We start from the raw sequence: 13,607 nt of genomic DNA, 5'->3' as shown, positions 1-13,607 counted from the left end.
GGCTCAACGCTTTTTTTGAAATTAAAATGAAAGAGATAACTAATGAAAAAATATCAATTATATACAACAATGGGTGCCGGTTTTGAGAGTGTTGTGGCTAAAGAATTACATTCACTAGGTTATGAAACTACTACAGAAAATGGTCGTGTATTTTTTAAGGGAACTCAAGCAGATATCGTTAAAACCAATCTTTGGCTTCGTACAGCTGATCGCGTAAAAATTTTACTTAAAGAATTTAAAGCAACTGATTTTGATACACTATATAATCAAGTATATGATATCGATTGGGCAACAATTTTACCTATTGATGCTAAATTTCCAGTGCAAGGGCGGTCTGTTCGCTCAAAATTGCACTCTGAGCCAGGTATTCAATCCATTGTAAAAAAGGCAATCGTCAACAAAATGTCCGATCAATATCATCGCCGTGGTTTTTTACCAGAAAGTGGTAATTTTTATCCATTACACATTCACCTCTATAAAGATACTGCCCGTATTTCACTTGATACTAGTGGTGACAGTCTTTTTAAACGTGGTTATCGCATTGAGCATGGTGGCGCACCCCTGAAAGAAAATTTTGCAGCAAGTTTAATAAAGTTGACTCCGTTTGACGGAAGTCATCCGCTAATCGATCCAATGACCGGTTCAGGTACTTTAGCAATTGAGGCTGCTCTAATTGGGAAAAATATTGCTCCCGGATCATGGCGAAAATTTGCTTTCGATAATTTTGATTGGTTTGATGCAAAATTACATAAAGACTTATTAATTGAAGCAAAAAGTAAAATCAAAAAACTAGCAGCCCCAATTTGGGCTTGCGATATTGACCAATCCATCTTGGAAATTGCTAAGTTAAATGCTAACAATGCTGGTGTATTACAAGATATTTACTTTAAGCAAGTTGCTGTTAAAGATTTAGCAACCGATTTAAAAAATGGGGTGATTATTGCTAATCCTCCATATGGGAAAAGGTTAAAAGATAAACAATCGGCCGAGGCCTTATACACCCAAATGGGGTCAAACTTACTAAAATATGATAGTTTTAGTCAATATTATTTAGTTGGTGATCCCAATTTCGAAAGTTTTTTTGGCAAAAAAGCAACTAAAAAACGTAAGTTATTTAATGGCAACTTACGTGTTGATTTTTATCAATATTGGGCAAAAAATGATTACAAATAAACTAGATACTGAATTTTGGGTGATTACTGATACCCATTTAATTGCTAATCAACTTCATGATAATGGACCTGCCTTCAAGCAAATTCAAAGTACTAGCCAAGGCAAAGATTTGGTATATCAAGAAATTGCTCTTAGAGCTTTTTGCAAATTTGCAAACGAAAAAAAACCAGCAGCAATTATTGTCACTGGCGATGTCACTTTTAATGGCGAATTATTATCAGCACAAAGATTTCAAAAAATTTTTAGTAGCTTAACTGACACCAAACTATTTTTATTACCAGGAAATCATGATATTTTTGATGGCTGGGCGCGATCTTTTAGCAATGACCAGCAACTTTATACAAAACAAATTAGTCCCACTGATTGGCGCAATATTTTTCATGAATCTTATGATCATGCTTGGGCAACAGATTCTTCTTCATTAGCATACAGCATTCAGTTAAATCCACAATACTTGTTGTTAATGCTTGACACTAATATATATGGTCAAAAAGAAGCTTTGCGGTCACCAGTAACAGCTGGTTTTATAGGCGAAATGCAGTTGGCTTGGCTTGAAAAACAGCTAAAATTTGCCCAAAAGCATAATTTATATCCGCTCTTATTTATGCATCATAATTTATACGTTCATAATCCTGCAGTTAATCGTGGATTTGTTATCGATAATGCTAGTTCATTAAGTCAGCTTTGCCAAAAATATGATGTTAAGTTAGCTTTTTCTGGACATATTCATGCACAAAACATTGTAAAACCACAGCCAAATATTCCAACTACTGAAATAGTTACATCTAGTTTTTGTTCCTTTGATCAAGCTTATGGTCTTGTAAAAGTCAAAAAAAATCAAATTAGATATCAGCGCCAAACTTTTAATATGCGACCATACTTATCTGCAGAAGAACAAAAAAGTTATATTTTAACCCATTTTCATAATTATCTTAAAGATATACAATTAAAAAATCTAACCCATAATATGACGCAAAAAGATAAAAATTCTGGGCAAAAAATAAATAAATTTTTTATTGAAGCAAATTATAATTATTTTACCGGACACAATCATATCAATGAAAAAAAGTTAATTCAACTTTATAATTCTGAGCAATATCGGCTATTGACTAAATATCAACCAAAACTGGGTCGATATTTGCAGACATTATTTGATACAACTGATCACAGTAATCTAAATATACAAATTAATTTTAAAGAGAAGCAAAATGAATAAAAAACATTTTATTATTTTAGGTAACGTTGGGATTATTTACTATAGTTGGTTACTTATTGTTCTTTTTTTGAGTTTAATTATTACCTACGAGGGCACTAAAACTATCAACTGGTCAGCAATTGCTTGGGGAATTCTATTTATTTTTCTTGTTATCTATACATTTTTAACTTCCTATTGGAAGGGGAATATTTTCAAATTACCATTTAAGGTGAAAACGCAGCTAGAATCAGTACCACAAATTAATAATAAATGGCATTGTTTTTCAATTTATGTAGTCAAAATAGATAATTTTAAAAAATATCATCTTTTGCGCATTGAACGAAGGTAAAGCAGAATTTCTCAGTTAGTTAATAATTAAGATACACAAGCTTATATTTTTGCTATAATTAATTTATTAAGTCAAAGGGGGAACCTAAATTCTAATCTCGAAGATGCAATTAAGTAATAGGACAAATAATTTTTTATAGAAAGAAGTATGCCCAATGACATCAGATATTCAAATTGCGCAAGAATCACATTCACTACCTATTGACGAAATAGCAACTAAAATTGGTTTAAATTTAGCAGATATAGAATTATATGGCTCAAATAAAGCTAAGATAAAATGGTCTGCCATTAACAGAAGTATGGCTCAAGATCATTTGGGAAAATTGATTTTAGTTACATCGATTTCGCCTACACCAGCTGGTGAAGGTAAATCAACTATGACAATTGGCTTAGGAGACGCAATTAATAATCAACTCCATCAAAAAACTTTAATTGCACTTAGAGAACCTTCAATGGGACCTGTTTTTGGTCTAAAAGGTGGGGCAACCGGAGGCGGTCGTGCACAAGTAATTCCAATGGAGGATATAAATCTTCATTTTACTGGCGATATGCATGCGTTAACTGCGGCAATTGATACCTTAGCTGCATTAGTCGATAATTATATATATCAAGGCAATGAACTTAATCTTGACCCAGAAAGAATCTTGTTAAAACGGGGCATTGATGTAAATGATCGTAGTTTGCGTAACATAACTATTGGTCAGGGGTCTAAGTTTAATGGTATAGAACACAAATCAAGCTTTGCCATTACAGTTGCCAATGAATTAATGGCCATCTTATGTTTAGCTACTGATATTGATGATTTGAAAAAGCGAATTGGTTTAATGCTAGTTGGCTATACCAAAACAGACCAACCTGTTTATGTAAAAGAATTAGGTTTTGAAGGAGCTATTGCAGCTCTATTGGCTAATGCACTTAAACCTAATTTAGTACAAACTATTGAACATACTCCAGCCTTAGTTCACGGTGGTCCCTTTGCCAATATCGCTCATGGGGCTAACTCCGTTATTGCTTCTAATTTAGCTTTGCATTTAAGTGATTATGTATTAACAGAAGCTGGTTTTGGTAGTGATTTAGGTGGGCAAAAGTTTATGGACTTTGTTTCAAATAATCTTGCTAAAAAGCCTGATGCCTGTGTTGTTGTTGCTACTGTTCGTGCACTTAAATATCAAGCAGAAGGAACCACAGATCATTTAGATGATGAAAATCTTACAGCATTAGAAGTTGGATTTAAAAATTTAGAGCGTCATATGAATAATATGCGTAATTATGGTGTGCCAGTAATAGTTTTAATTAATCATTTTGCAACTGATACTCCTGCAGAACTCAATTTATTACAAAAGTTGGTAGCTGAACAGGGAATTAAAGCTCTCGTTGTTGATTATCATGAGCAAGGATCAAGAGGTGGAATTGCAGCTGCTCAAGCAGTCGTTGATTTAGCTAACTCCAATCAGTCTAATTTCGTGTCAACTTATGAAAAAGACGATTCAGTTAAGACAAAAATTGATAAAATCGCTACTAACATTTATCATGCTAGCAAAGTTGAATACTCTGAAAAAGCCGAAAATGATATTCGGGAACTAGAAAAGCTTGGTAAAGATAAGTTGCCAGTAATTATTGCTAAAACTCAATATTCCTTTACTGATAACCAAAAATTATTAGGAGCACCAACAGATTTCACTTTGCATGTTACAGGAGCTAGTTTAAAAAATGGTGCTGGTTTTATTGTAATTACCACTGGCCATGTTTTAGATATGCCAGGGTTACCGAAGCATCCTGCGGCACTAGATATTGATGTTGATAATAATGGTAAAATTAGTGGCTTATTCTAAAAAATATATGAAACTTGTTTATTTAATAATTTCGTTATTAATTGTTGTTGCTGATCAAACTCTAAAAGGTTTTGTTGCCCACAATTTTTCAATTGGGGAAATACGTCCAGTTTTAGCTAATGTTATTTCATTAACTTACATTCAAAATAATGGCGCTGCTTGGAACATTCTTACTGGTCAAATGTGGCTTTTCTATATTATTAGTGTAATAGCTATTCTAATCTGTCTATATTATATTTTTCAAAGACGAAATCAAAGTAAACTAATGAAATTGGGTCTAGCAATAGTTTTGGGAGGAATTATCGGCAATTTAATTGATCGGATTCATTTGAAATATGTAATCGATATGATTCAACTCGATTTTATTAACTTTAATATATTTAATATTGCTGATTCTGCTATAACAGTCGGGATAGTTTTGGTATTTATTTATCTACTATTTCTTGATGAAAGTGAAAAAGAGCATGGAAAAAAATTATGAACTCAAAGTTAATACAGAACAGGGCCGATTAGATAAATTTATTGCAAGTAAAATTAGTTCGTTATCACGGACTCGAATTAAAGAGCTGATTCAGGATGAACGAATTATGGTCAATCATAAAAAAGAAAAAGTATCATATAAAATTCAAACGGGAGATCGAATATCAGTCACTGTACCACAATTAGCCCCTTTAGCAGTAACTGCAGAAAATATTGCACTGGACATTATTTATGAAGATGAAGATGTAATTGTAGTTAACAAACCACAAGGTATGGTAGTTCATCCTGCTGCCGGTCACCCCAATCACACTTTAGTAAATGCACTTTTATATCATACAAAAGATTTAGCAAGTAGTCCTGAAGGTTTTCGTCCAGGGATTGTTCATCGCATTGATAAGGATACTTCGGGCTTATTAATGGTTGCCAAAAATCAAAAGGCACGAATTAGCTTAGAAAAACAGCTTGCTAGTAAAAGTAACAAAAGATTGTATTTAGCAATTGTTCATGGCAATTTTAACGAGCAATCCGGCTTAATTGATGCGCCTATTGGACGTGATCGACTTAATCGTAAAAAAATGGCTGTAGTTGATAATGGTAAACCAGCTATAACACATTTTACAGTTTTAGAACAATTTAAGGGCTATAGCTTAGTAAGTTGTCAACTAGAAACTGGGCGGACACACCAAATTAGAGTCCATCTGGCATATATTGGTCATTCTGTAGCTGGTGACCCATTATATGGTCCAAAGAATACCTTACAAGGAAACGGTCAATTTTTACATGCGCAAGTTTTGGGGTTCATGCAACCCAGCACTGATAAATGGTTAGAGTTTAAAGTTGCTCCACCAACCATCTTTACGGAAAGATTAGCCGAGCTAAAGGAAAAAATGTGATGAGATGAAGCGATATTTAATTCTTGAAGATGGCAGTTCACTAGCTGGTGAAGGTCTTGGTTCTTCAATTATTTCAACTGGCGAGTTAGCCATTGAAACTAGTAATTTCGGTTATCAAGAAGCGCTTACAGATCCTACAAATGCTGGAAAAATTCTAGTTTTTACTACACCCATGATTGGTGGTAATGGAATTAATGCCATTGATTATGAAAGCATTAATCCTACTGTTAAGGGCATAATTGCTAACGATGTTGCTCTAAATATTTCAGATAATGAAAACTTTCAAGACCTTGATTCTTTTTTAAAAGAAAAAAATATTCCAGCAATTTATAATATTGATACACGGGCTTTAGTTCACCGATTAACAAAAGCTAAAACGATTAAAGCATCTATTATGGATACTAATGACGAACATGCCTTTGATCAAATTAAAGCACTAGTTTTGCCAAAAAATAGGTCTGCGTCTGTCTCAACTAAAAATGCATATGCTGTACCAAATGTTGGTAAAAGTGTAGCTATTATTGATTTTGGTCTTAAACATTCAATGCTCCGAGAATTATCATTAAGAAAGATTAATGCAACTGTTTTGCCATATAACACTGCTGTACCAGATATCAAAAATTTACGACCTGAGGGTATTATTATCTCTGGTGGGCCTGGTAAAGTTAAAGAAGTTCAAGGTGAGCTTAGACCTATCTTAGATAATTTTTATGGCGAGTATCCCATCTGGGGAATTGGACTAGGCTTTCTCGTACTTAGTGATTACTTGAATTTTCAATTAGTGGAATTACCTAAAGCATATAATGGCACAAATTATCCAATAATTAATGATTTAACAAAGCAAATTTGGCAAGTAGCAATGAATATTGATTGTTTAGTTTTACCAAATAGTGTCCAGCTTGAATTAGACCAAAAATACTATGATTTACATAGTCAACTACTAGCTGGTTTCAGCACTAAAAACAAAGCAATTGCTACAGCTTTTAATGCTGAAGGTGCTCCGGGTAGTTTAGATGCACTACAAATTTTTGATGATTTTGTAAAGATGATGGGGTAAAGCATGCCTTTAGAAAATGATTTAGATAAAATTTTAATTATTGGATCAGGTCCTACATTAATTGGTAGTGTGTCGGAAACAGATATCCTAATGTCTGATGCAATCGGTGCACTTTTAGAAGAAGATATTAACGTTATTTTAGTTAATCCCAATCCTGCAACTGTTTCTACTGATAAACAACCAGGTGTAACCGTTTATTTGGAGCCAATGACAATTGATTTTCTTAAAAGAATAATTAGGATGGAAGAGCCTGATGCAATTATTTCAGCTTATGGTTCATCAACTGGACTTAAAGTAACACGTGAATTAGTTCATGATGGTATTCTTAAGCAAATGGGAGTACGTTTGCTCGCCTTAAATGAACAGGCTTTAAAACTTAATTCCCAACAGGATATGACATCTTTTTTAGAAAGAAATAAAATTACTGCAAATCAATACTGGGAAATGACTGATTTTGCATTTGATAAACTAGAACAACAATTAAAGGAACAAGTTACTTTTCCAGTATTATTAATTAAAGATAATTCTTATTTACATAATAAACATATTATTTTAAAAAATTCCTTAGAAGTGAGTGATTATTTAAAAAAAGAGCAACAAAATGAAATTGCTTTACATGATAATTATCGTTTAATTGAAGATCTTTCCTCATGGGAAGAGGTTATTGTTAATGTAATACGTGATAATCGAGGTAATATTTTATTTACTGGTTTAGCTGATACAATTGAACCAGTTGCCGTCAACTTAGGTGATTCAGCTGCTGTAATGCCAGCTTTAACTTTAAATAATGACCAAGTCCAAAAAATTCGACTAATTGCTAAAAAAATTGCTGATTGCTTACAAATCGTTGGTATTTTAAATATTCACTTTGCGGTAAAGCATCAAGGCAATGAATTCACAGTAAAGATTTTAACCATTAAACCTCGACTAACGCGGAGTGCTCTGTGGTTACAAAAAACTTGTCTTTATAGTATTGGCTATATTGTTTGTAAAATAGCTGTGGGCTATAATCTAAACGAGATTATTGATCCGATGACCGGTTTAAATGCTGCTATTGAACCAATACAAGATAAAGTGACTGTAAGAATGCCATTTTGGTCATTAACACAGTCTGGAAGTAATCATTATGATTTAAGTAATAAAACTCAAGCTAGTGGTGAAACAATCGGTATTGGACGAAATTTTGAATCTGCCTTTTTAAAGGGACTAGCTTCATCTATTAATAGTGAAATGGCTTTAAAAGTTTTTGAAGCTGAAAAAATTAAAGACAAAGCTGAAATTATTTTTGACCTAAATCATCCAAATGAATTGCATATAATCAAGCTTTTAGCAGCAATTTATCAAGGCTTTACTTATCAGGAATTACAACATATTGTATATATTCATCCTGTTTATTACCAAAAATTGGAGCATATCGTTAAGATTGGTCAGCAATTAGCTGAAGATGAAGTTACTGACAATTTATTGCTTACGGCAAAAAAATATGGTTTTGGTAATGCGTTAATTTCTAATTTGACGAAAATAAAAGAAAGTGTGCTATACAAACACTTTAAAAAGATCCATCTAAAGCCTGTCTATTTGCAAATTGATGGTTCAGCTGGTGTCTATAAACCTAGAGTTCATGCATATTATAGTGCCTACAGCATCCAAGATGAGTTACAGCCTCTGAATGCCGATAAAAAAGTATTAGTTATTGGTATGTTACCATCACAAGTATCCGTAACTAGTGAATTTGACTATATGATTAGTCATGCTATCAAAGTTTTACATAATAATAATTATGCTATAGTTTTAATTTCAAATAATGATGAGTCTGTTTCAGCTAATTATAAAAATGCTGATAAAATTTACTTTGAACCGATTACACTAGAAAACATTCTAGATATTGCAGAAAAAGAGGCCATAAAGGATGTTCTGCTACAATTTTCTGGAAAAGAAGTTAGTGCATTAAGTAAAAAATTAACCAAATATGGTCTGAATGTATTGGGTAATAATACTCTTGACCCAAAAGAAAAAATTAATAATATTCTGCAAACACCTTTAAAATCATTAAGGCAGAATCAATTATTAACTACTTTTGATAAACAAGAAGTAGCTAATTTTACTAAAGAGCAGAACTTTCCGATTTTAATAGGTGGCTATAATAATGAAAATATCAAGCAAAAGTCAGCTGTTGTTTATGATCTGCCTGCTTTAGAAAAATATTTGCAAGAAAATAAACTAGCTAAAATTACCTTGTCACACTTTATTGAAGGAAACAAATATGAAGTTACAGCTATTTCAGATGGCAAAGATGTGACAATTCCAGGCATTATTGAGCATTTAGAACAAACGGGCTCTCATGCATCAGACTCGATTGCAGTTTTTAAGCCGCAAAATCTGTCCAAAATCAGCAAAAAACTTCTTATTGAGTACACAATTAATTTGATTAAGCGACTACAAATGCGTGGTATTTTCACACTACATTTCTTAATTGTTAATAAAGATATTTATTTGCTTCAAATCAAACCATATGCTGGGCATAATATAGCATTTTTGTCTAAGGCATTGAATAAAGATATTACAGCTTATGCAACTGAGGTATTATGTGGTCATAATCTGTCGGAATTAGCCTATAAAAATAAAATATGGTCGTCTAATAATTTCATTTATGTTAAGATGCCAGTTTTTTCTTATATTAATTACTCAAGTAATAATACTTTCGACTCTAAGATGAAATCTTCTGGCTCAGTAATGGGTAGGGACACGCAGTTAGCAAAAGCTCTATATAAAGGTTACGAGGCAAGTGGGCTACGCATTCCTAGTTACGGTACCATCTTTATCTCAGTAAGAGATCAAGATAAGAAGAAAATGACTGAATTGGCTAAACGATTCTATAAACTTGGATTTAAAATCGTTGCTACTGAAGGAACAGCTAATAATTTTGCTGAAGCAGGAATAACAACAGGTGTAATCACTAAAGTATATAGCAACGAAAATAATTTATTAGATAAAATAAATCAGCATAAAATAGTAATGATTATTAATATTACTGATTTATCTGATACAGCAAGTGGTGACGCAATTAGAATTCGTGATGCTGCTCTAAATATTCATATTCCAGTTTTTTCAAGTATTGAAACTACAGAATTGATTTTGGAAGTTTTAGAATCATTATCCTTAACTACTTTGCCTATATAGCAAATATTTCCGTCTTCAAAGTTAAAGATCTTAAAGAAGAAGCAAAAAGTTGATAAATCTTGTTATAAACATTGATTTATCAACTTTTTTTAATAAATATTAGTCTATTCTTTTACTTAAAACTCTATCTTTTTGCGGCGTAACTTCAATCGAATTTTGGCCAGTATATATAACAAAGCCTGGTTTTGCACCATTGGGCTTTTTAACCCGTTGATCTTTAACAAAATCAACTTGTACATGAGCAGAGTTTTTTGCCTTAGAAAAGTAGGCTGCAATTTCAGCTGTCTCTATGATATCAGTTTCTGAGGGCTGAGAATCCTGTAAAATCACGTGTGAACCGGGTATGTTTTTTACATGAAACCATATATCTTGCTTATTAGCTTTTTTAAATGTTAACCAATCATTTTGATAATTATTTTTACCCACTAAAACAAGCTTGCCTGAGGAGAGTTTGAATTTATTCAAGCTCTGTTCTATTATCTTTTTACGCCGCTTTTTCGTCGATATTGGTTTAATATATCCTTGACTAGTTAATTCATCAATGATTTGATCAATATCTTGAGGTTCAGCATTATCAATTGCTGTTTGAACTGAATCAAAATAAAGTAAGTTATTTTGTGCTATTTGGATTTGTTCTTTGACATGCTTAATTGAGTCACGCATTTTTTTATAGCGTGTAAAATATTTCTGCGCATTACGGGCAGGAGACACTGCAACATCAAGTGTAATTGAAATCAAATTATTATTATCATAATAATTTGGAAGCTTAATTTTGGTCATTCCTGGCTTTACTTGGGCTAAATTAGCATTTAAAATTTCGCCTCGGATTCGGTAGCCTTCAGAGTTTTCAGCCAATTCAAGCTGCTTGCGTAATTTAACTATTTTTTTTGTTAATTTTTTTTGCTCATTCTTTATAATTCGTTCGACCTGCGTTGACTTTTGTCTAACCCAGTCATGATTTGATTGATAGCGATAAAATTCATCAAGTGCATGATTAAAGTTATCATCAGTAGTTTCTTTAAGCAAATCAAGATGATAGGGAAGATAGGGGAAAATCTTTCGTTTATTATTTTTAGTTGTTAAGATATATGCTCTGCTCTTATCAAATTGACTTATAAAAGTCATAAACGAAGAATAAGAATAATCATCTGTTAAATAGCCCAGTAATTCATTACGATCATCACGATCAAGTCCATTAACCTTTTGTACAAATTCAGCTGGTGCTATTTTATTAATTTCCGCCTTAAATTCAGCTGATGTTATCTCAAAGCCGTTTATCCCTGGATTAAGTGGCGGTAAAACATACTTAGCCTTAGGTAAGAGTAAACGCACCCGATTTTCTTCTGGATTTATCCGTTTAAGTAAATCAATAATTCGTCCACTTGTTTGATTATATAAAATAACATTACTATGCTTACCCATTAATTCAACTGATAAAACAAGTTGTACTTGATCGCCTAATTCGTTGCGATTACTAAAATAAAAATTAATGATTCGATCAACACCAACTTGTTTAATTGATTGCAAAATAGAGCCTTCAAGATATTTTCTTAGTACCATTACGAAAGTAGGAGCCTTATCTGGGTTATTAATCGATTGGTCAGTTATATAAAATCTGGGATATTGCGCATTTGCCGAAATAAGCAGTTGGCGATTTTTTCTTTCTTTTCTAAAAATTAAAATTAAATCATGCTCAAATGGTTGATAAATTTTCGATAAACGTCCACCAACCAAAAGCTTTTTTACATTACCTAACAAACTATGAATGAATAAGCCATCATATGCCATAAGTATCACCTCAAAAATACGATATTAATCATATCAATTATACCGCAATAAGTATAAGAATCATTATCTGAAAATAAGTTACTTTTGTGCATATATAAATGTTTTGTAATTTTTGCCAAGCATTATTTTAAAAAAGCTGGTATACTGATTTTAGATTTTTAGAATATTAATCGATAAACTATAATCATTCGCTAATAGGTTATTTGATAATGTTTCACAAATAATTAAAAGTTGTATAAATTGTTTTTATTATTGATTTTAAAAGAAAAGGTAGGTTTATATGGACATTTTATCTTTCGATTTAATTTCCGAAACTATTAAAAAGGAGATTAAGCACAAGTGCGGTCTTAACCTTTCTCAGACTCGTTTGTTGCTTTATTTTGCTCACAATGACAATAAAGAACAAAAAATGGGTGATTTGGCAAAAAAGCTTAAAATTTCTTTATCAACTTTAAGCCGACAACTACAACAGAAAAAGACATTAAGCCTTATTACAATTACTCGTTCGGAAAGCGATTCAAGCAAAACTGTCCATTTAAATGAGCATGGCATTAAAAAAATTGCTGAGTTAAGGAGTACCGTCAAAAATATAGAAGAATTTTTCCTAACTGGATTTTCTGAAAATGAAATTGACACGTTTAACCAGGTGTTTACTAAATTAATTCAAAAAACAAAAGGTTCAAAATGATTTTAACTATTAGTCGTAACCTCATTATTTTTATGCTATAATCTTCTATATTGTATATACAGCGAAAGGTTAATTAGATGAAGATTGCATTAGTTACTGATAGTACTAGCGTTATAACTAAACAAGAAGCAAAGGATAATAACATTATTGTTTTGCCAATACCCATTATTATTGGTAATAAAGAATATTTAGAAAATATTGACATTACGTCTGAACAACTCTTTGAAATGCAAAAGAATGGGGCAGATTTTCCCAAAACGTCTCAACCAAGTATGGGTGATTTAATTAGTCTTTTTGAAAGACTACATTATGATGGATATGAAGCAATTATTGCAATTACTTTATCCAGTGGAATTTCTGGATTCTATCATACTTTGTGTAACATTTCGAAAAATAATCCCAAATACAACTTACATGCAATTGATACTAAAATGACGGTCCGTCTTCAAGGAGAACTTACTTTAGCTGCCGCAAAAATGATAAAAAATGGGGTCGACTTAGATACAATACTTAAACGACTTGAAGAGATCAGGGGCACAATTGATGAAATTTTTGTACCAAACGATTTGCAGAACCTTAAAAGAGGTGGTCGCTTAAGTAATGCTGAAGCATTTATTGGTTCAATGCTTAATATAAAGCCACTTTTAACTTTTAAAGACGGAAATATTGTGGCTTTTGATAAAATTAGATCAATGAAACGTGCTTTTACGAAAATGCAGCAATTAATTTTAAGCAAAATTGCTACACTTCCATACAAAGATAAAATCAAATTATTTATTATTGATTCAAATGATAGTAGTCAAGTAGAGGAAGCAAAAGTCTTTTTGAAAGAAAACTTTCCTGGGCAAAACATTTCAATTACTAAATTTAGTCCAGGAATTGCAACTCACTTAGGCGAAAAATCATTTGCAATTGGCTGGATGATTGATATTGATAAAATTGATTTAACTAAATAAAAAATATTTTAAGGATT

At 32.0% G+C, this 13,607-nt stretch carries 11 protein-coding genes; 10 read left to right on the top strand and 1 reads right to left on the bottom strand.

What is annotated here, in order from left to right; translation table 11 throughout:
- Positions 1 to 42 precede the first annotated feature (42 nt).
- The 8 genes from F5ESL0233_RS03680 (at position 43) to F5ESL0233_RS03645 (ending at position 10,158) form a co-directional block, all read left to right on the top strand.
- Positions 43 to 1,173, top strand: a complete 1,131-nt coding sequence (locus tag F5ESL0233_RS03680) for a class I SAM-dependent RNA methyltransferase (protein ID WP_122058789.1) — start codon at positions 43 to 45, stop codon at positions 1,171 to 1,173.
- Positions 1,160 to 2,389, top strand: a complete 1,230-nt coding sequence (locus F5ESL0233_RS03675) for a metallophosphoesterase (protein ID WP_122059243.1) — start codon at positions 1,160 to 1,162, stop codon at positions 2,387 to 2,389. Before F5ESL0233_RS03680 ends, F5ESL0233_RS03675 begins: the two co-directional genes overlap by 14 nt.
- Positions 2,382 to 2,717, top strand: coding sequence for a hypothetical protein (locus tag F5ESL0233_RS03670; protein WP_090091941.1), 336 nt, complete (start codon positions 2,382 to 2,384; stop codon positions 2,715 to 2,717). The genes F5ESL0233_RS03675 and F5ESL0233_RS03670 overlap by 8 nt, the downstream gene beginning before the upstream one ends.
- A 154-nt stretch (positions 2,718 to 2,871) precedes the next feature.
- Positions 2,872 to 4,548 (top strand): formate--tetrahydrofolate ligase, encoded by a 1,677-nt coding sequence (locus F5ESL0233_RS03665; RefSeq protein WP_122058787.1) that lies wholly within the window; start codon positions 2,872 to 2,874, stop codon positions 4,546 to 4,548.
- Positions 4,549 to 4,555: 7 nt separating this feature from the next.
- The gene (gene lspA / locus F5ESL0233_RS03660) at positions 4,556 to 5,029 is read left to right on the top strand and encodes a signal peptidase II (protein WP_090092234.1); all 474 of its coding nucleotides are present in this window, start codon (positions 4,556 to 4,558) and stop codon (positions 5,027 to 5,029) included.
- The gene (locus tag F5ESL0233_RS03655; protein WP_090091937.1) at positions 5,013 to 5,921 is read left to right on the top strand and encodes an RluA family pseudouridine synthase; all 909 of its coding nucleotides are present in this window, start codon (positions 5,013 to 5,015) and stop codon (positions 5,919 to 5,921) included. Before lspA ends, F5ESL0233_RS03655 begins: the two co-directional genes overlap by 17 nt.
- Positions 5,922 to 5,925: 4 nt before the next feature.
- A complete protein-coding gene (locus F5ESL0233_RS03650) occupies positions 5,926 to 6,978 on the top strand; it encodes a carbamoyl phosphate synthase small subunit (protein WP_122058786.1) in 1,053 nt (350 codons plus the stop codon).
- A 3-nt stretch (positions 6,979 to 6,981) separates the two neighbouring features.
- Positions 6,982 to 10,158 carry a carbamoyl phosphate synthase large subunit gene (locus tag F5ESL0233_RS03645; protein WP_122058784.1) on the top strand — a complete coding sequence of 1,059 codons (3,177 nt, stop codon included), beginning with the start codon at positions 6,982 to 6,984 and terminating at the stop codon, positions 10,156 to 10,158.
- A gap of 99 nt (positions 10,159 to 10,257) precedes the next feature.
- Here the strand turns inward: F5ESL0233_RS03645 and F5ESL0233_RS03640 are convergent, their stop codons facing one another.
- Entirely contained in the window at positions 10,258 to 11,946 is a 1,689-nt protein-coding gene (locus F5ESL0233_RS03640; protein ID WP_122058782.1) for an NFACT family protein, read from the bottom strand.
- 280 nt (positions 11,947 to 12,226) lie between these two features.
- Here F5ESL0233_RS03640 and F5ESL0233_RS03635 point away from each other — a divergent pair, with 280 nt between their 5' ends.
- A complete protein-coding gene (locus F5ESL0233_RS03635) occupies positions 12,227 to 12,634 on the top strand; it encodes a MarR family winged helix-turn-helix transcriptional regulator (RefSeq protein ID WP_090091929.1) in 408 nt (135 codons plus the stop codon).
- 77 nt (positions 12,635 to 12,711) lie between these two features.
- Complete coding sequence (locus F5ESL0233_RS03630) at positions 12,712 to 13,590, top strand: DegV family protein (RefSeq protein ID WP_090091927.1); 879 nt, start codon at positions 12,712 to 12,714, stop codon at positions 13,588 to 13,590.
- The last annotated feature ends 17 nt before the right edge of the window (positions 13,591 to 13,607 follow it).

The sequence above is a fragment of the Lactobacillus sp. ESL0233 genome (genome assembly GCF_003692995.1).
Taxonomy (GTDB): domain Bacteria; phylum Bacillota; class Bacilli; order Lactobacillales; family Lactobacillaceae; genus Lactobacillus; species Lactobacillus bombicola.
This window is presented reverse-complemented; position numbering and strand designations above follow the sequence as displayed.